The organism is Lysobacter sp. MMG2, assembly GCF_016735495.2.
Classification (GTDB): Bacteria; Pseudomonadota; Gammaproteobacteria; order Xanthomonadales; family Xanthomonadaceae; genus Lysobacter_J.
The window spans coordinates 260,414-279,316 of record NZ_JAERQY020000005.1 but is presented as its reverse complement, the minus strand read 5'-3'; the positions used below and the strand labels follow the sequence as shown (position 1 = coordinate 279,316).

Annotated in this window: 19 protein-coding genes; 8 read left to right on the top strand and 11 right to left on the bottom strand. The window is 69.4% G+C overall.

Going from position 1 to position 18,903, the window contains the following annotated elements; translation table 11 throughout:
• Positions 1–6 precede the first annotated feature (6 nt).
• From imuA to JI752_RS17770, 4 genes are all read right to left on the bottom strand, one after another.
• Positions 7–648, bottom strand: a complete 642-nt coding sequence (imuA, locus tag JI752_RS17785) for a translesion DNA synthesis-associated protein ImuA (protein WP_216966626.1) — start codon at positions 646–648, stop codon at positions 7–9.
• The gene (gene lexA / locus JI752_RS17780) at positions 648–1,262 is read right to left on the bottom strand and encodes a transcriptional repressor LexA (RefSeq protein WP_216966624.1); all 615 of its coding nucleotides are present in this window, start codon (positions 1,260–1,262) and stop codon (positions 648–650) included. Before lexA ends, imuA begins: the two co-directional genes overlap by 1 nt.
• A gap of 274 nt (positions 1,263–1,536) precedes the next feature.
• A complete protein-coding gene (locus tag JI752_RS17775) occupies positions 1,537–2,349 on the bottom strand; it encodes an isocitrate lyase/phosphoenolpyruvate mutase family protein (protein ID WP_216966622.1) in 813 nt (270 codons plus the stop codon).
• 52 nt (positions 2,350–2,401) lie between these two features.
• Positions 2,402–3,352, bottom strand: coding sequence for a M28 family peptidase (locus JI752_RS17770; RefSeq protein WP_216966620.1), 951 nt, complete (start codon positions 3,350–3,352; stop codon positions 2,402–2,404).
• Between the two features lie 118 nt (positions 3,353–3,470).
• Between JI752_RS17770 and JI752_RS17765 the strand changes: the two genes are divergently transcribed.
• Positions 3,471–4,118, top strand: coding sequence for a response regulator (locus tag JI752_RS17765; RefSeq protein WP_216966617.1), 648 nt, complete (start codon positions 3,471–3,473; stop codon positions 4,116–4,118).
• A 144-nt stretch (positions 4,119–4,262) separates the two neighbouring features.
• Here the strand turns inward: JI752_RS17765 and JI752_RS17760 are convergent, their stop codons facing one another.
• Positions 4,263–7,388: an Rne/Rng family ribonuclease gene (locus tag JI752_RS17760; protein ID WP_216966724.1), complete on the bottom strand. Its 3,126-nt coding sequence runs from the start codon at positions 7,386–7,388 to the stop codon at positions 4,263–4,265.
• Positions 7,389–7,872: 484 nt separating this feature from the next.
• Here JI752_RS17760 and JI752_RS17755 point away from each other — a divergent pair, with 484 nt between their 5' ends.
• Entirely contained in the window at positions 7,873–8,838 is a 966-nt protein-coding gene (locus tag JI752_RS17755) for an RluA family pseudouridine synthase (RefSeq protein WP_216966722.1), read from the top strand.
• 9 nt (positions 8,839–8,847) lie between these two features.
• Here the strand turns inward: JI752_RS17755 and JI752_RS17750 are convergent, their stop codons facing one another.
• Positions 8,848–9,270, bottom strand: coding sequence for an energy transducer TonB (locus JI752_RS17750; protein WP_216966615.1), 423 nt, complete (start codon positions 9,268–9,270; stop codon positions 8,848–8,850).
• Between the two features lie 30 nt (positions 9,271–9,300).
• A complete protein-coding gene (locus JI752_RS17745) occupies positions 9,301–9,642 on the bottom strand; it encodes a 4a-hydroxytetrahydrobiopterin dehydratase (RefSeq protein ID WP_216966613.1) in 342 nt (113 codons plus the stop codon).
• A 106-nt stretch (positions 9,643–9,748) separates the two neighbouring features.
• On the opposite strand from JI752_RS17745, the gene JI752_RS17740 reads away from it, so the two are divergent.
• The 3 genes from JI752_RS17740 (at position 9,749) to JI752_RS17730 (ending at position 13,717) form a co-directional block, all read left to right on the top strand.
• A complete protein-coding gene (locus JI752_RS17740; RefSeq protein WP_216966611.1) occupies positions 9,749–10,345 on the top strand; it encodes an NfuA family Fe-S biogenesis protein in 597 nt (198 codons plus the stop codon).
• A gap of 19 nt (positions 10,346–10,364) precedes the next feature.
• Complete coding sequence (locus JI752_RS17735; RefSeq protein ID WP_216966609.1) at positions 10,365–12,176, top strand: hypothetical protein; 1,812 nt, start codon at positions 10,365–10,367, stop codon at positions 12,174–12,176.
• Positions 12,177–12,577: 401 nt separating this feature from the next.
• Positions 12,578–13,717 (top strand): BON domain-containing protein, encoded by a 1,140-nt coding sequence (locus tag JI752_RS17730; RefSeq protein WP_216966607.1) that lies wholly within the window; start codon positions 12,578–12,580, stop codon positions 13,715–13,717.
• 50 nt (positions 13,718–13,767) lie between these two features.
• Here the strand turns inward: JI752_RS17730 and JI752_RS17725 are convergent, their stop codons facing one another.
• Positions 13,768–13,986, bottom strand: coding sequence for a hypothetical protein (locus JI752_RS17725; protein WP_216966605.1), 219 nt, complete (start codon positions 13,984–13,986; stop codon positions 13,768–13,770).
• Positions 13,983–15,302, bottom strand: a complete 1,320-nt coding sequence (locus JI752_RS17720; protein WP_216966603.1) for a sigma-54 dependent transcriptional regulator — start codon at positions 15,300–15,302, stop codon at positions 13,983–13,985. The genes JI752_RS17725 and JI752_RS17720 overlap by 4 nt, the downstream gene beginning before the upstream one ends.
• Positions 15,303–15,603: 301 nt before the next feature.
• Between JI752_RS17720 and JI752_RS17715 the strand changes: the two genes are divergently transcribed.
• Complete coding sequence (locus JI752_RS17715; RefSeq protein WP_216966601.1) at positions 15,604–15,960, top strand: hypothetical protein; 357 nt, start codon at positions 15,604–15,606, stop codon at positions 15,958–15,960.
• Between the two features lie 90 nt (positions 15,961–16,050).
• Here JI752_RS17715 and JI752_RS17710 read toward each other — a convergent pair whose 3' ends face one another.
• Positions 16,051–17,358: an SDR family oxidoreductase gene (locus JI752_RS17710; protein WP_216966599.1), complete on the bottom strand. Its 1,308-nt coding sequence runs from the start codon at positions 17,356–17,358 to the stop codon at positions 16,051–16,053.
• A gap of 80 nt (positions 17,359–17,438) precedes the next feature.
• Entirely contained in the window at positions 17,439–17,852 is a 414-nt protein-coding gene (locus tag JI752_RS17705; RefSeq protein WP_216966597.1) for a CBS domain-containing protein, read from the bottom strand.
• Positions 17,853–17,999: 147 nt separating this feature from the next.
• Between JI752_RS17705 and JI752_RS17700 the strand changes: the two genes are divergently transcribed.
• Both JI752_RS17700 and JI752_RS17695 read left to right on the top strand, forming a co-directional pair.
• Positions 18,000–18,449 carry a helix-turn-helix transcriptional regulator gene (locus JI752_RS17700; protein WP_216966595.1) on the top strand — a complete coding sequence of 150 codons (450 nt, stop codon included), beginning with the start codon at positions 18,000–18,002 and terminating at the stop codon, positions 18,447–18,449.
• A gap of 34 nt (positions 18,450–18,483) precedes the next feature.
• Positions 18,484–18,894, top strand: a complete 411-nt coding sequence (locus JI752_RS17695) for a VOC family protein (RefSeq protein WP_216966593.1) — start codon at positions 18,484–18,486, stop codon at positions 18,892–18,894.
• The last annotated feature ends 9 nt before the right edge of the window (positions 18,895–18,903 follow it).

The window sequence follows — 18,903 nt, the reverse complement described above, 5'->3', positions numbered from 1 at the left end:
GCGGACTCAGCCTTGCGAGCCGGCGTGCGAGGGGGGCGCGAATCCTTGCGAAGGTACGTGTCCGCCTCGGCATTTGCGCACGCGCCAGTGGTCTTCCACGCGTTCGATGCGCAATGCGGCAGGCGAAGGGTTGTCGGCGTGTCGACTGTCGCGCACGGCGAAGCCCAGGCACTGACCGGTGTCGGCGGCCACCTGCAGGCGTCGCAGCGAGGGGCCATCGGCATGCGACGGCCAGCCCAGCACCGCCGAGAATGCCGCGCTGCGCAGGCATTGTTCGAAGGCCCACAGCGCGCCGCGTCCACCGGCGGACCAGCTGGCCTGCACGATCTCCAGATAACGCAGATCCACGCCGGCGCGTTGCCACGCAGGTGCGTACGGGCAGAACGGCGGGGCGATGAGCGCGACCAGCCGGCCGGCCTGCGTCATGCGCGACAGCGTGGGCATCATCAGCGCCAGTTCGCCGACGCCGTCGGCCGGGATCAACAGTTCGGTCAGCGCGCCCTGTGGCCAGCCGCCGTGCGGAAGCAGCGCGTCGAGCGCGGCGAAGCCGGTGGACTCGCCCAGCGGCGCGGGCGCGACGTGGCGTCCGGCGCTCCAGACGGTGCGGGCCGAGAGCAAGGATTCGAGCGGGATTACGGTGGCGGCCATCAGTCCGGGCGCACCAGGCCGCAGTAGATGCCTTCGATGGCGAAGTCGCTGCCGGGCGCGACGTCGATGGGCGCGTAATCCGGATTGCGCGGCAGCAGACGGATGCCGCGCGCGGTGCGCTGCAATCGTTTGATGGTGATTTCCTCGTCGACGCGCGCGATCACCACCTGGCCGTCGCGTGCATCGACGGCGCGCTTCACCGCGACCAGATCGCCGTCGAAGATGCCTTCCTCGCGCATCGAATCGCCCTGCACGCGCAGCAGGTAGTCCGGCGTGGTGGAGAACAGCGCACGGTCGATGCGCAGTTCGCGTTCGACGCCGGCATCGGCGCCGATGGGCGCGCCCGCGGCGACGCGACCGAGCACGGCCAGCGTCAGTCGGTCATCGGAAGGGGCAGGGCGATGCGCCGCGAGTCGAATGCCACGCGCTTGGTTCGGCCGCACTTGCAGGTGGCCGGCCTTTTCCAGCCGTTTGACGTGCTTGTGCGCCGCGCAGGCCTGGCGAAAGCCGAACGCATCGGCAATCTGCTGCAACGTCGGTGGCAGGCCTTCGGCGTCGGTGTGGTCCTGGATAAAGGCGAGGATCTGCGCCTGGCGAGCGGTGAGGTCGGACATCGAGACGGGCCTGATCGAGGTAAAAATCTATTTACCTGCGCGTCCACAAGCAAGGGCCGGGACGTCGTCCGATCAAACCGCGCCGCCGTATCACAGGCTGCGACTGTTAAAAATCAGAATCTTAGGAAGCAAACGTGTGCCGGATTCGAGGCGGGGTCCCCCGACCGGCGGTGGCGCTGTTACGGCTGCAAGTCCCCGTCGCGGCGGGTTCCGCGCTGGCGCGCCTGCTTAACCCAGCCTCCCCCTGTGAGCAGGGGGAGGAGAAGGGCGCGGCTCAACGCGCAGCGAACAACGCGTTGATGTCGCCGTAGTCCATGCACTCGGCCGGCGCCGCACGGCCGTCCTGGAGAAACGCGCCGGCCAGCTTGCCGACCTGTGCAAACACCGCCTCGGCCAGGTGCGAGCCCGCGCTGAGCCGGCGCACGCCGAGGGTTTCCAGCTCCGGCAGCGCGGGCAGTTGCGGACGCAGCATCACGTTGAGCGGCAACCCCGCGCCGCGGGCGATGTCGGCGATGTCGCCGGCTTCGGTCAGGCCGGGCACGAACAGGCCGTCGGCGCCGGCTTCGCGGTAACGCCCGGCACGTTCGAGCACGGCCTGCACGCGCTGCTCCGGCGGGGCAAGGCCGCGCAGGTATACGTCGGTGCGCGCGTTGATGTAGACATCCAGGCCGCGCTCGGCGAGTGTCTGGCGAATGCGTGCGATCTTGGCGCACAGCAGGTCCGGCGCGGCGGCGCCGTCCTCCAGGTTGATGCCGACCGCGCCTGCCTCGGCCACACGCAACACGTTGGCCGCCACCGTGGCCGGGTCGTCGGAATAGCCGCTCTCCATGTCCACGCTCAGCGGCACGCGGATCACGCGCGCGATGTCCGCGACCGTCGCGAGCAGCAGTTCGATAGGCAACTCGTCGCCATCGGCATGGCCGCGGCTCCAGGCCACGCCGGCGCTGGTCGTGGCGATGGCCGGTGCACCGAGGCTTTCGATCAGGCGCGCACTGCCGGCGTCCCAGGCGTTGGCCAGGCGCAGCACGCCCTGTGCATGCAGGCTTCGGAATCGGGTGGCGTGTTCGGCGTTGTGTTGCGCGTGCATGAAGGAACCTCGGTTTGGAAGACGATGGGATGCTCGCAGCAATGCGCGAGCGTTACCCGCCATTTCCGGACGTGGCCGCGGGCGCGGCTGTGACACCTTGCGCGTCCCACAGGCGCAGCGCCTGTTCCACCGCGTCCACGCCGCGCGACGCCGCTTCGGCATCGACCTGGCCGAGCACGTCCTGATCGGTGTGGATCACACGCATCACCTTGGCCGGCGTGTGCGACTTCTTGCCGGCATAGGCGTCCAGGACCTGCGTGATCTCCTCGCTGCCCACCAGCGAATACGACACCGCCGGCCAGCCGGCGCGCAGGAAGGGCAGGTGATCGGTCGGCGGGTATTTCTCACCCGGGGAGAAACCCAGCTGAAGCGTCTGCGTGGCCGCGCGGCTGCTGTCCACCAGGGCTTGCTGGCCCTGCGCCGGCGCCATCATCCACAGCGTGTCGCCCCAGCCGAACACGTCGAAATTGACGTACAGCGCGGGCTTCGTGGTGCCGTCGGCGACGAAGGCCTTGGAGCCGAGCAGGCCTTCTTCCTCCAGGTCCCAGAACGCGATCGCCACGCGATGGTTGCGCAGCGGCTTGCGCTGGAAGCGCTCGGCCAATGCGAGCACGGAGGCGCTGCCGGAGGCGTTGTCGGTGGCGCCGTGGCCGACCGCGACGCGGTCGGAATGCGCGCCGATCAGCAGCAGCGGCGCATCGGCGGGACCGCCGACCTGGGCGATCAGGTTCTCGCCGGTCTTGCCGTTCGCCTCGAAGGGCGCCTTGCGCCAGGCCAGGCCCAACGTGTCCAGCCGCGCGGCGATGGCCCCGCGCCGGGCGGCGTTGTCGCCCGCATTGGTGATGGCCTCCACGTCGGACAGCCAATGTGCCGCGGCCGGCTTGGCAGGCTGCTGGGCGGGCTGAGCTGCCGCGGCCTCGGCGGCCGCGCGCGTGGCGACCTCCTGCGTGGCGCAGGCGCTGAGAAAAAAGATCAGGAGCGTCGCAACAAACGGTCGGTGCATCGGTGGGGTCCCCCATTAGAATCGGCCGAGTGTGCCCCAGGCCAGGGACGTTGGAATGGGCCGAAAGGGCCACCGCGAGGCCATGGGGGAACATGGCGATGCCGATCGGAGAGTAGGGATGGAGATCCGGGTGTTCATCATCGACGACCATGCGCTGGTGCGTACGGGCATGCGCATGATCTTGTCGGCCGAGCCTGACATCGAGGTCGTCGGCGACGCCGAGAGCGGCGAGGAAGGGCTGCCGCTGATCCGCAAGCTCACGCCCGATGTCGTGCTGTGCGACCTGCACCTGCCGGGGTTGAGCGGGCTGGAAGTGACCGAGCGCATCCTCAAGGGAGACTACGGCTCGCGCGTGATCATCGTGTCGGTGCTGCAGGACGGGCCGATGCCCAAGCGCCTGCTCGAAGCGGGCGCGGCGGGTTACGTGGGCAAGGGCGGCGACGCGGCCGAGCTGCTGCGTGCGATCCGCGAGGTGGCGCGCGGCAAGCGCTTCCTCGCCAACGGCATCGCGCAGAACCTGGCGCTGGCCGGCATCGACGGAGGCGCTTCGCCGTTCGACAGCCTCTCGCCGCGCGAGATGGAGATCGCCCTGATGCTGGTGCAGGGCCTGCGCCAGGATGCGATCGCCAAGCGCCTGAGCCTGAGCGCCAAGACCGTCAACACGCACAAGGCGCGGTTGTTCGAGAAGCTGGACATCACCGACAGCATCGCACTGGCACGGCTGGCGAGCCGGTACGGGATCGTGGATCCGACGCGGGCCATCTGAAGCCGGGGCGTCATTCCCGCGAAGGCGGGAATCCAACGGCCCGATGGCACTCCGCCTTCTGCAGGCCACGCGCCACACCGATGCATCCGCCATGAAAAAAGGCCGCCCGAAGGCGGCCTTTTTCGTTACGAGCGAAACACGCGATCAGGCGTGACCGGATTCCTGCTTGCGCTCGCCTTCGCCCTGCGTGGAGGCATGCACATGCTCGGCAGCGGCTTCGGCGGGCGATTCGGCGTTGACTTCCGTCTCTGCGGCCGTGGCTTCGTCGGCCAGTGCTTCGCCGCTGACCGAAGCTTCGGCCGGTGCGGACAACGGAGCAGGTTCGGTCGCCGGCGTGCGGTCTTCGTGCGGCAGCGAATCGAACAGGCCCGCGGTGCGCGGGAAGTCGCCGTTCGATGCAGCGGGCGTCACGGCCGACGGGCGCGAATCGGTCACCGCGACCTCATCCTTCGTCACGGCGCGCGGCTCTTCGGCCGACGTGGCGACGGGCGTCGGGTCGATTACCTCCGGCGTCTCGACCACTTCCGGCGCCGGCACGGGTTCCGCCACGACGACCGGCGGCTCGACGACCACCGCCGGAGCGGCCGGCGCGTCCATCGGAGCTTCGGGCGCCGGGCTGGCGGCGACGGGCGCGATGTCCTCGCGCTTCGGTTCGGCATCCGGCGTCGGAGCCACGATCGACCCAGCGGCGGCCACGGTCGCGACGGCGGCATGTGCCGGAGTCGCGGCGACCGGGGCGGCAGGAGCCGGCGTCTGGCGGCTCACCGTCGCCGGAGCGGACGGCTCGTCGTCGAACTCGAACTCGGGCTGCGAACGCGACGCGGCCGGAGCGGTCGCGACGGCCGACGCCTCGTGCGCCTCGTCCTCGTCGTCGAAACCGTCCTCGTGATCGTCATGCAGCTGCGACTCGTCGCCCGCGGCGGCGGCTTCGCCAGCACCGCCACGGCGGCGACGGCGGCCACCACGACGGCCGCGACGGCGGCGGCTGCCGCCTTCGCCCGTGCCTTCGCCCTGTGCGGCCTGGCCTTCGGTGGTGACGACGGATTCGCCGATCTGCGCGACGGCCTGCGTCGTTTCGACCGCGTCGGTCACGACCACGGCAGCGGCGACCGCCGGTGCGACCAGTGCGGCATCGGCCGTGGCGGCGGCCGGCGTTTCCGGCTTCACCACTTCGGGCTTCGCCTCACGCGCCGGTGCGGGCTTGGGCTCGTTGCGCGGCGGGCGCGGCTCGGCCGCCTGGGCCTGTGCACGCTCTTCGGCCTGTTGCTGCGGCTTGGGCTGCTTGGGCTGCTGCTGTTGCGGTTGCTGCTTGGGCTGCTTCTGCTGCGGTTGCTGCTGCTGCGACGGCTGCTTCTGCTGCTGGGCCTGTTGCGGCTGCTTTTCGCGGCGCTGCTCGTCGCGGCGCGGCTGCTGATCGTCACGACGGCCGTCGCGACCCTGCTTGCCATTGCGACCCTCGCGGCGCTGCGCGTTGCGGTCATTGCGCTCGTTGCGACCGCCGCGGTTGTCCTGCGGGCGCGAGGCCGGCGCGGGTTCGGCCGCGGCCGGTGCGCTGCCGCGGAAGAAGCGCAGGATGCGTTCGACCATGCCGATCGAATGCGTCGGCGCGGTCACCGGAGCCGGAGCGGGCGCGGGCGCCGGCGCGGCGGGCTGCTCGCGCGGCTCGCGCAGCGGAGCCGGCTGGGCCGGCTTGACGTTGGTCACCGCCGGCGCGGCCGGGATGTTCAGGTGGGCCTTGGTCAGCGAATGCGTCGGCAGCTTGCGCGGAGTGCCGCGGTGGTAGCTGGGCTTGCTCGTTTCCTCGCCCAGTTCGTTCTCGCGGATGCGCGTGACCTCGTAGTGCGGGGTGTGCAGCTGCTCGTCGGCGACGATGACGATGGGCGCGTCGTGGCGCTTCTCGATCTCGCTCAGCGCGCGGCGCTTCTCGTTCAGAAGGTAGTTGGCGATCTCGGTCGGCGCCTGCACCAGCACCTGGCCGGTGTTTTCCTTCATGGCGTGTTCTTCGGCCAGGCGCAGGATCGACAGTGACAGCGACTCGACGCTGCGCATGCGGCCGTGGCCTTCGCAACGCGGGCAGACCAGCTGGCTGGATTCGCCCAGGCTCGGACGCAGGCGCTGGCGGCTCAGTTCGAGCAGACCAAAGCGCGAGATGCGGCCGATCTGGACGCGGGCGCGGTCCTGCTTGAGCGCGTGCGCCAGGCGGTTCTCGACTTCGCGCTGGTGCTTGTTCGACGACATGTCGATGAAGTCGATCACCACCAGGCCGCCGAGGTCGCGCAGGCGCATCTGGCGCGCGACTTCGTCGGCCGCTTCCAGGTTGGTGTTGAACGCCGTTTCCTCGATGTCGCCGCCCTTGGTGGCGCGCGCGGAGTTCACGTCGATCGCGGTCAGCGCTTCGGTCTGGTCGATGACCAGCGCGCCGCCGGAGGGCAGGCGGACTTCACGCTCGTAGGCGTTCTCGATCTGCGATTCGATCTGGAAGCGGTTGAACAGCGGCGTGTCGTCGGTGTAGTGCTTGAGCTTGCGCAGGTTGTGCGGCATCACCTGCTCGACGAAGTCGCGCGCTTCGGCGTACATCTCGGGCGTGTCGACGAGGATCTCGCCGATGTCCGGACGCATGTAGTCGCGCAGGGCGCGGATGATCAGGCGCGATTCCTGGTAGATCAGGAACGTGCCCGGCTTGCCCAGCGCGGCCTCGGCGACGGACTTCCAGACCTGCAGGAGGTAATCCAGGTCCCACTGCAGCTCTTCCGCGTCGCGGCCGACGCCGGCCGTGCGGATGATGACGCCCATGTCGTCGGGGATGTTCAGCGCGTCCATGGCGCGCTTGAGCTCGGCGCGGTCCTCGCCCTCGATGCGGCGCGAGACGCCACCGGCCGTTGGCGAGTTGGGCATCAGCACCATGTAGCGGCCGGCGAGCGAGATGAACGTCGTCAGCGCCGCGCCCTTGTTGCCGCGTTCTTCCTTGTCCACCTGGACAACGATTTCCTGGCCTTCGCGCAGCAGTTCACGCAGGCCGGCCTTGTTGTGGTCGACGCCGGCCTGGAAGTAATCGCGGGAGATTTCCTTCAGCGGCAGGAAACCGTGGCGCTCGGCGCCGTACTCGACGAAGGCCGCTTCGAGAGAAGGTTCGAGCCGGGTGATACGGCCCTTGTAGATGTTGGACTTCTTTTGTTCCTTGGCCGGCTGTTCGATATCGATGTCGTACAGGGTCTGGCCGTCGACGATGGCAACGCGCAGTTCTTCCGCCTGCGTTGCGTTGATCAGCATTCGCTTCATTGTTGCGTTCCTCGCGCGCTCCTGCGCGTGGTCGGCGCGGGACGCATACGCGTCCTGCAGCCGCGGAACGCCGTGGGGCGTTTCGCCTCTGGATACCGCAAGCCGCGCGCCGGTCGCCGTTGGGCGGGGCCTGGCGCTGCGGCCTCAAGTTTTCCAGCGCTACGACACCACGGCACGCCGCGGGAGCGCTTAATCGTTTTATTTACAAGAATCTAGGGACCGGCGGCGCGAACGCCGCGCGGGACGTGTTCATCACGAGCGGTTTTACCCGCTTCGGCGAGGTCGGTTCCGCCGGGCCATCGCTGCTAACATGGCTACCCCGGGGGCAGTGGTTAGGCGTGGACCGGAATCGCAGGAAAGGGCTTTCGGCCTTTTTGAAGTAACTTCCTGCGAAATCAAAACCTTATCTCGCGTCGCGAGTGTAACAGATAACCCCCGCAGGATGACCCATTCAGACCGCCCCCAACGCCCGGGCATGACCGGCCCCGCGCCGCGTCCGGCAAATGAGCCTGCCCAGGTCCGTACGGTCCGCGTGCCCGACGACCGCGCCGGGCAGCGCTTGGACAACTTCCTGCTGGGCCAGCTCAAGGGCGCCCCGCGTTCGCTGGTCTACAAGCTGGTCCGCTCCGGCCAGGTCCGGGTGAACGGCGGCCGCGCCAAGGCCGAGCGCAAACTCGAAGGCGGGGACGAAGTGCGGATTCCGCCGGTTCGTCTCAGCGAGGTGGGCGACAAGGCGCCGCCGCCGAAGGGTTTGCTGGAGGCGCTGGAGGCGGCGATCGTGTTCGAGGACGCCCGGCTGCTGGCCCTGAACAAGCCCTCCGGTCTGGCCAGCCACGGCGGCAGCGGCATCAGCCACGGGGCAATCGAGTCGCTGCGCGCGCTGCGGCCGGGGCAGACGCTGGAGCTGGTGCATCGCCTGGATCGCGACACCTCCGGCCTGCTCATCGTCGCCAAGAAGCGCTCGGCCCTGACCGAGCTGCAGGCGCTGATGCGGGAGGACGGCGGTATATCGAAGCGCTACCTGGCCCTGTTGACCGGGCGCATGCCCGACGGCGTGATGACCGTCGATGCGCCGCTGCACATCGGCCTGCGCCAGGGCGGCGAGCGGCACGTGCAGGTCAATCCGATCGGCAAGGCGTCGCTGAGCCACTTCAAGGTGCTCGAACGCCGCGGCGGGCAGTCCTACTGCGAAGTCCGCATCGAGACCGGCCGCACCCACCAGATCCGCGTGCATTCGCAGCACATCGGCCATCCGATCGCCGGCGACGACAAGTACGGCGATGCCGAGGTCAACAAGCGGTTGCGCGAACAGGTCGGGCTGAAGCGGCTGTTCCTGCATGCCTCGACGCTGGAGTTCGCGCTGGACGGCGGCAAGACGCCGTACCTGCTCAACGCACCGCTGGCGCCGGAGCTGATCGACGTGCTCGACCGCCTGGCCTGATCGCCGCGCTCAACCGCCGCGGCGGCGCTGTTCGTCCAGCATGTAGCACCGCTGCGGGCGCTCCTGCGGCGGATTGAAGTTCACCGGCACCTGCAGCCGTGAAGGCTGGGCCTGCCCGCCGCGCGTGGCGGGCTTGAAGGTCCAGTTGCGCACGCCTTCCTCGGCGGCCTTGTCCAGCGCGGCGTTGCCGCTGCTGCGGAAGACCTCGACCGAGCTGGGCTTGCCGTCCACGCCGACGGTCATCGCCAGGACCACCTGGCCGCCGATGTTGTCGCAGGCCACCTCTTCCGGATAGCCCGGCGGCGGCGTGTCGACGGCGAGCAGCTCCGTGCTCGGTACGCGCGGCGGCGGTGGCGGCTGCTGCTGGCACGCAGCCAGCAGGGACACGGCGAAACCGGCGGCGAACACGATGCGGATGCGGGACAGGTCCATGGCGGGGGCGGCCTCGGGGGCGGTGGACGGTCAGGCGGCCAGGGCTTCGGCCTTGGCGGCGCAGATGAAGTCGTTCTCGCTCAACCCGCCGACGTCGTGCGTCGAATACCGCACCACGCAGCGGTCGTAGTGCACGCCCAGGTCCGGGTGGTGGTCTTCGCGATGGGCCATGAAGGCCAGTGCGTTCACGAAGGCCATCGTCTCGTGGTAGTTGGCGAAGCGGAACGTCTTGGTGATCGCGTGGCCGTCCTCCACGACCTCCCAGCCGGGCACTTCGGGCAGCAGTTCGCGCACGCGCGCTTCGCTGAGCCGGTGCTCGCTGCCGCGCCGGGCGACGCAGTGGGCCTGGGCGAGGGGGATGAGGTCGTTCACGGGGTGGGGCTCCTTGCGGCGCATGCCGACTGAATGGAACGCATCGTCGGGCATCGCGGGTGACGGGCGCGCCATCTGACTGCGCGGACCCCGTTAGAATAGCCCCATGATCAATATTTCCGAATCCGCCCAGCGTCACTTCCGCAAGCTGATCGAGCGCGAGTCCCTGCCGGGCCTCGGCGTTCGTCTGTCGGCGGTGCACGCCGGCACGCCGCGCGCCGACGTGCGCCTGGAGTTCGCCGAACCCGGCGACCTGCAGGGCGACGAGTGGGCGGTGGACTGCGAAGGCTTCACGATGTGGCTCGACGCCGCGAGCGTGAAGTACCTCGACGGTGCGGACATCGATTACGAAACCCAGGCCACGGGCGGCCAGTTGCAGATCCGCGCGCCCAAGATCAAGGGCGAGGCGCCGGCCGATTCGGCCTCGCTGGTCGAGCGCGTGCACTGGATCGTCGAGCAGGAGATCAACCCGCAGCTGGCCTCTCACCGTGGCAACGTCTCGGTGCAGGAAGTCACCGCCGAGGGTGTCGTGGTGCTGCGCTTCGGTGGCGGCTGCCACGGTTGCGGCATGGCGGACGTGACGCTCAAGCAGGGCATCGAGAAGACGCTGTTGAGCAAGGTGCCCGGTGTGACCGCGGTGCGCGACGCCACCGACCACGAAACCGGCGACGCACCTTACATCCGCCGCGACAGCGCGGCCTGAGCCGGACCCGGCGACGTAGATGTTCTCCGCCGCCGACCTCATCCACGCACTGCAGCGAAGGCTGCAGCTCGTTTCGCCGCATCTGCGCCGCAAGGCCGGTGAGTTCCCGCCCGGCTGGCAGGCGTGGTTCGACAGCATGCGCGAACGCGTCGGCGCGGTGCGCGGCGCGACGTCCGACGCGATCATCGCCGTATTCCTGCAACGACCGCTCACGTCGCGCCCCAGGCGACTGGGTGAGCTGACGCGCTGGCAGGCGTTCAGTGCGCTGATGCGGCAGGACTGGCAGCACGCATCGGATCGCTGGGACAAGTACGACCGCCGCACGCACTGGTTCGCCTCGATCTTCACCGTGCTGTGGCACGTGATCGTCAGCGCGCTGCTGCTGTACCTGATGTACCTGCGCTTCATGGCTGTCAGCGCACCGCCGCCACAGGGCGAGGAGGTGACGATGATCGAGTACATCGGCACCGGCACGCCGAAGGAACCCGGCGGCGGCGCAAGCGAGCCCACGCCGCAGGCCGAGGCCACACCGGCACCGGCTCCAGCCCCGACACCGACACCGACACCGACACCCGCGCAGCCCGCAGCGTCCGAACAGCCGCCCGCGCCGCAGCCGCCGCCGGCACCGTCGGTGCCTACGCCGCCGGCGCCCGCGATCGACGCGCCGCTGCCGGAAGTCGCGCAGCGCGAAGTGCCCGAACCGCGACTGCCGCCACCGACGCCGCCGGTTGAACAAGCCGTCACCGTGAGCGAACCCGTGCCGGACGCGCCGCAGGTGTTCGTCCTGCCGCCGACGCGACGCCGCCCGCCGGAGCCGACATTCACCGCCCCGGAACTGCGCGCGCCGACGCCGACCGTGCGCACCACCGAAGTCGCCGAGCCGGTGCAGCCGCTGCGCCCCGACATCGCAGCGCGTGAAATCGCCGCGCCGACGATCGAACAGCGCACGCGCGAAGTGACCGTACGCGAGATCCCCGCGCCGCTGCCGCGCGTTCCGGTGCGCGCGCTGCCTGAGCCGACGGTTCCCGCGCCGCAGGTGCGCACGACCGAACAGGCCGTGCGCACGCGCGAGATTCCCGCACCGCCGACGCCCGCACCCGCGGCTCCGACGCCGGTCGCATCGGCGCCCGCCGCGACGACGGCACCGTCCTCGGCCGCGCCGTCCGCAGCCCCTTCGACGGCGCCTTCGACGTCGCCTTCCACGTCGACGGCTGCGGCCACCTCCACGCCTGCGCCGGCTGCGCCCGGCAGTGCGGCGCCGTCCGGCACCGCGCCCGCCGCGGCCGGTCAGGGAGCGCAACCGGCGAGCGCCGGCGCCGGGCCGCGCCCGACGCCTTCGCCCGGCACCTGGTCCACGCCGCAGCGCGGTGACGACTGGGGCGCGAGCACGCGCAACGTCCCCGGCGGCCAGCGAGGTGTCACGCCCGGCCTCTACAACGCCGACGGCAGCCTGCGCGTACCGGAAGCGACCGGTTCCGCAGCGCCTCCGGCACCGCCCGGCGCGATCACCCAGGAGATCCGCGATCTCGACCGCGCCGGTACCTGGCTCAAGCGCAAGCCGACCGATTTCGAACCGACCTCGTTCGAGAAGTACTGGGTGCCGAACGAAACCCTGCTGGCCGAATGGGTGCGCAAGGGCATCCAGAAGGTCACCATCCCCATCCCGGGCACCAACAAGCGCATCGAGTGCGTGGTGTCGATGCTCGGCCTGGGCGGCGGTTGCGGCCTCAGCGATCCCAACCTCAACGACCAGCCCGCCGGTGCGCGCCCGCCGCCGGACATTCCGTTCAAGCCGAAGTTGCAGGAAGACAACGGCAGCGTGAAGCCGTAACGCGCGTCAGCGCAGATCGGTGCGCGCATTCAATGCGCCATCGGCAACGGAAACAATTTCACGAACGGAAAATTTTCCGCGCCATTTCACGCGCGAAGCCGCGACGGCGCGCTCGCGGCGTGGCACGCCTCTTGCGGAGTATCTGGGCGATCTTCGAAGTTCTCGTCGTCACGCGCGTCGCGCCTGAATGGTTGTCCGCATCGTTTTTACATGCCACGCGGCACAGTCTTGCTGCGTGCGATGCGCGCGGTGCGACATGCACCTTCACACAGGAGGACAGTCCAGTGCCTGATGAGCGATCGGGAACCGGTGAGTTGAAGGCCGTCGCGCAGGACGCGTTGCGGCTTGGCGCGCGCGCCCTGGAAACGGGGCGCGCCTGGTTCAGTGGAAGGAGAGAAACGATGAACGAACGCGATGTGTCCAGGCGCAACGAAGAGCGGCAGCGACAACGTCAGAAGGAAGCCGAGTACGGCACGCGCTCCGACTACGGGCAACCCGGCGTGCGCCGCTGGGGCGCAGGCGAGGAGTGGGACGAGGCCCGTCACGGTCGTACGCAAGGCCACTATGCCGGCGATTACGACACCGCCCAGGCCGGTCGCATGGGCCGTCAGGACGAGAACCTGGGGCGCGACGAGCAGGAGTGGGCGCAAGGCCGCCGCGAGGCGCAGCGCTGGGGTGAGCAGAGCAGTTATGGCGCGCAGGGACGCGAGGACGAACGCTACGGTTCGTCCCGTTCGCGCGGGCGTGAATACGGCGGATTCGGCGATCGCAGCCGCGGCGAATACGCCTACGGGCGCGATTACGCTGGCAGCGCCTCGCAGGATTACGACGGATACGGCAGCCTGGGGCGCACGCGCCAGAGCGGCCAGGACTACAGCAACCTGCAGGGCTACGGCACGCAGGCCCACGGCCAGGGCGAACACAGCCAGGGCACGCATGGCTACGGCAGCGGTCGCGAGTTCCGCGGCTACGAAGGCGGCGAAGCGGGCCGCAGTACCGGCACCCGCCATTGGGAACGCGGCTACGGTGAAGGCTATGGGCTCTCCTCCGGCTACGCGGACGAGCAGGCCTACGACAACCGCTACGGCGCCAGTGGCTACGCCACCGGATACGCCTCGCGTGCGCAGACGCGCAGTGACTACCCGGGTTCGTCGCAGCGCGAGGGCCGGCGCAGCTATCGCGGCCTGGGACCGAAGTCCTACACGCGTTCGGACGAACGCCTGCTCGAGGACATCCACGAGCGCCTCACCGAAGACGATTATCTGGACGCCAGCGACATCACCGTGCGTTGCGTCGGCGGCGTGATCACGCTCGAAGGAACCGTGGCCGAGCGCTGGATGAAACACCGTGCCGAAGACCTCGCCGATGCCAGCAGCGGCGTGAAGCAGGTCGACAACCGCATCCAGGTGCAGGCCGCGCGCTCGACGGGCGAGTCGCGCTCGAGCGAGTCCACCGCGTCGTCCGGTCGTTCACGACAGGCGGGATCGTCGACCGCCTCGTCCACGCGCCCCGGCGACACGCCGGGCACGTCGTCGCACTGACGTTTGAAGATCGCCCCTCTCCTTAGGGGAGAGGGGCATCGTGCGTGTGATTACTCGGCACTGGGAGCGTCCTGCTCGGTGACCAGGTCGCGACAGCGGCGGCACGCCGCTTCCGCGCGCGCGAGGTGTTCGCGCACACGTTCCAGGCTGGCGCCGTGATCGATGAGTGCGATCGCGGTCGAGGTCGCCATCGTGATGACGTTCAGTTCGTTGCGAAGGCCGTGACGCCAACGCCGCGCCGCATCCTCGTCGAACGTCGCAAGGCTCACGATCCGCTGTCCCGGCCGCGCAGGCGCGCCAGTTGGTTGTGGATGGTGCGCACGCTCACGCCGAGCGCCTGCGCCGTGCGCGTGCGGTCGTTGTCGAAGTGGGCGAGGGTGCGGTTGAGCATGTCGCGTTCGATCTGCGCGTAGCTCATGCCGACGTTGAACACGACCGCATCCGGGTCGGCCTGCGATGCCTGTGCGCGTCGCGACAGCGGACGAACCCGGACCACACCGTCGTCGCTGCACAGGAACGCGCGCTGCACCGCGCTGCGCAACTCGCGCACATTGCCCGGCCAGCCGTGTCGCAGCAGCGTGCGCTCGGTGCCCTCGGCGAAACGCTTCTGCGCAGCGTGACGGGCGTTGAACCCGGCGAGGAAATGCCGCGCCAGCAGCAGCGCGTCGTCGCCGCGTTCGCGCAGTGGCGGCAGCATGAGGGTGAAGTCGGCCAGGCGGTAGTACAGATCCTCGCGCAACGCGCCTACATTGAGCGCGGCGTGCGGATCGCGGTTGGTGGCCGCGACGACGCGCACGTCGATCGGCAGGCTCTCGCTGCCGCCCACGCGCGTGAGCGAGCCGCTTTCGAGCACGCGCAGCAGGTAGACCTGCAGGGCCGGCGGCATCTCGGTGATCTCGTCCAGGAACAGCGTGCCGCCATGCGCCTGCTCGAAATAGCCGGCATGCCGGTTGTTCGCGCCGGTGAAACTGCCGCGTTCGTGGCCGAACAGATGACTGGCCAGCAGGTCCGGCGCAATCGCGCCCGCATTCACCGCGACGAACGGCCCGCGACGGCCGCTGCGTTCGTGGATCGCCCGCGCGACCAGCTCCTTGCCCGTGCCGCTCTCACCGCCGATCAGCACCGACGCGTCCGAAGGCGCCACGTGTTCGATGTCGGCCATCACGCGCCGCATCGCCTCGCACTCGCCCACCATGCCGTAGCGCGACGTCGTCCCGCGCGTGCGCGCATGCGCAGCCGCCTGCATGAGCAGGGCGTCGAACTGCTGCGCACACAACGGCTTGAGCAGATAGTCATAGACCGGGCGCGAAACCGCCTGTATCGCCGACTCCACCGAAGGTTGCCCGGTGACGATCACGGCGTGATCGTGTTCAGGAACGGCGGGATCGTCCAGCAGGTCCATGCCGTTGCCGTCGGGCAGTTCCAGATCCAGCAGGAGCAGGTCGAGCGGTGGCAGGTGGCCGAATTGGCGGGACTGCTCCAGCGAATGCGCCACGTAGGGCTGGAAGCCCCGCGTGCGCGCGAAATCCGCGGCGGATGCAGTGAAGTCGAGATCGTCGTCGACGATCAACAAGGATGCAGGCACGGCTCTCTCCCTCCGAGGAACGCAGCCTATGCCGCACGCAGTGAAAGCGCTTTGAAGAACCTTCCGCGATGAAGGAAACATCTTCCGGTTCGGCATCGAAGCCTTCACGCAATCGTGGCGCATGCGCACGTGCGCGATGTTCGCCTTGCGCGATCGTGCGCAGATCTTTCACGACGCCTTCGCGCTGCTGCGACACCGCCGGCACCTTGGCACAGGAGTTGCTATCGCTTTGATGTCCGCGCCCGATTTGTCGCAGCGGACACGCCTTCGACGCACAGACATGACGGCAGGGAGAGAAATGATGAACGCGAGGCTGCATTACGGGGAACATTCCACGGTGGTGGAAGCGGTGGACATGGACGAGGAGATCGCGCACTGGATGCGTCACTACCGCAACTACGTGCCGCGCTTTCGCGGCGAGGACTATCTTCCGGCGCTGAAGCTCGGGCTGGACGCGTACCTGCGCGGGCACGGCCAGGATTTCGACGAGATGGCCGACAGCCTGCAGCTGAGTTATGCACGGGTGCGCGGATCCTCGCGCCTGGACTGGGACGAGGCCTTGCCCGTGGCGATGGCGGCGTGGACGCGCCTGTCCGAGCGCAACGCGCCGCGCGGGATGGACCCGGAACCGCGTTTCGGCTTTGCCATGATCCGCTGATGCGCGGTTCGTTGAAGCACGACGGTTGAAGGGGAGGGAAGGCGAGGGCAGGGACGCCCTCGGCCGATCCCGCGTGATGACGCTGTGGAATCAACGCGTGGCGCGCAGATCGCGGTCGTGCAGTTCGTGCAGGAGTGCCAGGCCGGCGAGGATGGGAAGGTTCTTCAGCAAAGGCGCCAGCGGGTGCAGCCATAGCGCCGGCACGGCGATGCCGAGGACTACGGTGTAAGCCACGATGACCGCGGCCTGCAACTTCAGCAGCCAGCGCGGCGGTGGCCACAGCATCGACAGGCCGAGCAGGATGTCCACCGCCGCAACCGTGTGCAGCGCGCCGCGCGCCAGCACCGACGGCAGCCCCTCGCGTGGAAGCAGTGCGAGTGAATCGGCGATCGGGTACGGCCCCAGTGTCACCAGCCCCGCGCCCAGCCAGACGATCGCGATCGACAGACGCAGCATCGGCAACAGCCAGTGGAGCCGCGCGAAGGTGAGTAGCGTGCGTGCGTGTTCGGGTGCGATGAAATGCGTCACATCGCGCGGCGGCCGGCCGAGCAATGCGGTGATCGCCTCCGCGTCGCCCGCGTTCCATCGCGCGAGCATGCGCAGCGTGTCGGTGGCGAATCCATGCCGCGCGCCGCGTTGCAGCAGGCGCGCGCCGCTGTTCAGCCAATGGCCGGGCACCTGCACGGTCCGTGTGACCGGAAGCCCGAGCTGCGCGCGCAAGGCGCCCAGGTAGGCGCGCAGACTCAACGCCGCCGGACCGACGGCGTCGAGCACGTGCGGCACGGTGTCGCCTTCGACCAGCGCGGCCACGGCCTCGGCCAGATCGTCCAGATGCAGCGGCTGGATGCGCTGCTCGCCTTCGTCCGGCAGCGGCAACCACGGCAGGCTGGCCCAGCCCAGGAACAACTGCGTGCTCGCACCATCGGGCGCGAACACCACCGAAGGCCGCACCACGCAGCCCTCCAGGGGCAACGCGAGCAACGCCTGGTCCGCCACGCGCTTGCTGCGATGGAAGCCGGTTTCGGCGCGCAGGTCGGCGCCCAGCGCGGAGATCTGCACCACGCGCCGCACGCGCGCCATCGCGCAGGCTTCGAACAGGGCCTTTGGCGCGGTTTCGTGCATCGAGCGGAAGGTTTCGCCGCCGTGCTCGCGGAAGATGCCGACCGCGTTGACGACCGCGTCCACGCCTACCAGGCGCGGCAACCACGCCGCGGGCTCCACGTCGAAGGTGAAGTCCGCCGCAATCGCTCGCCGGCCCGGCCAACGGCGCAGCGCGTGCGCCGTGTCCCGCGTGGCGGGCAGCACGTCATGCCCGCGGCGAAGCAGGGCCTCGACCACGGCGGCGCCGACCAGTCCGGTCGCGCCGGTGACCAGCACGCGCAGGCGTTTTTCCTGCATGGCGATGGGTGCGGCCGATCTGCGTTCCGATTACGGCGGTGCGCGCCGCGACGCGCGGCCGCGCACGGCGTGCCGTTGCGTCAATGCGGCGTCGCAACGCCCTTGAGCAACTCCTCCGAGGCGCTGTCATCGGCACCGTGGGCGAAGTCCGCCAGCGAGACGAAACCGACCAGTCGCTTGTCGCGGTTGATCACCGGCAGGCGACGCACTTTCAGGTCGGCCATGTTGCGCGCTACATCGTCCACGTCCTCATCCTCGAAGCAGTAGCGGATGTCTTGCGTCATCACGTCGCGCACGGGCGTGTCGGCGGCCATGCCCCGCGCCACGGCGCGGATGGTGATGTCGCGGTCGGTGACCATGCCGACCAGCCGGTCGCCGTCGCCCACCGGCAGGCTGCCCACGTCCATGCGGTGCATGGTCTCGGCGGCCTCGCGGATGCTGCGGTTGGGCGCGGTGAGGAAGACGTCGGTGGTCATGATGTCGGCGACTTTCATGGGGCATGCTCCAGGGGCGGGTTCCGAAACACCAACCATGGCACCGGCCCGATTCGCCGGGCGTGAAGCGCGCGCACATTCCGCGTGAATGCGCCGCACGGCCTGCGCCGCTTGAGCACCGCAAGGCGCCATGACACGATCGCGCGGGTGAACGGAACTCACCCTGATCCCCAATACCTGCGCGACCTCGTCCGTCTTCGCCGCGTGCGCGACCGGATCGATCGCGAGTACGCGCAACCGCTCGACGTGGAGGCGCTGGCGCGCGGCGTGCACATGTCGGCCGGGCACCTGAGCCGGCAGTTCAAGCTGGCGTTCGGCGAATCGCCTTACAGCTACCTGATGACGCGGCGCATCGAGCGCGCGATGGCGCTGCTGCGGCGCGGCGACCTGAGCGTGACGGACGTGTGCTTCGAAGTCGGCTGCGCGTCGCTGGGCACCTTCAGCACGCGGTTCGCCGAGCTGGTGGGGATGCCGCCGGGCGCGTACAAGCGCGAGCAGGCGCGCATCGCCGAGGGCATGCCGGCCTGCGTGGAACGACAGGTGACGCGACCGATCAGGAATCGAGAAGCGCCCGCCGCGGAGCCGCAACTAGACTGAGCCCGTGGACTTCCCCACCCGCGGAGCAACCGCCATGGACATCACCCTGCACTCGACTTTCCTGCCGCACAACGACCCTGCCGAATCGCTGGCGTTCTACCGCGACGCACTCGGTTTCGAGGTCCGCAAGGAGGTCGAGTACGGCGGCCGGCACTGGATCACCGTCGGTCCGAAGGGCCAGCCGGAGACCTCGATCGTGCTGCACCCGCCCGGCGCGACGCCCGGCCTGACCGACGACGAGCGCCACACCATCGCCGAGATGATGGCCAAGGGCACCTACGCGATGATCATCCTGGCGACGCAGGACTTGGACGGCGTGTTCGAGAAGCTGCAGGCACGCGGCGCGGAGGTCATCCAGGAGCCGACCGACCAACCCTACGGCGTTCGCGACTGCGCGTTCCGCGATCCGGCCGGCAACCACATCCGCATCAACCAGGCGGCCTGACGCCCCCTC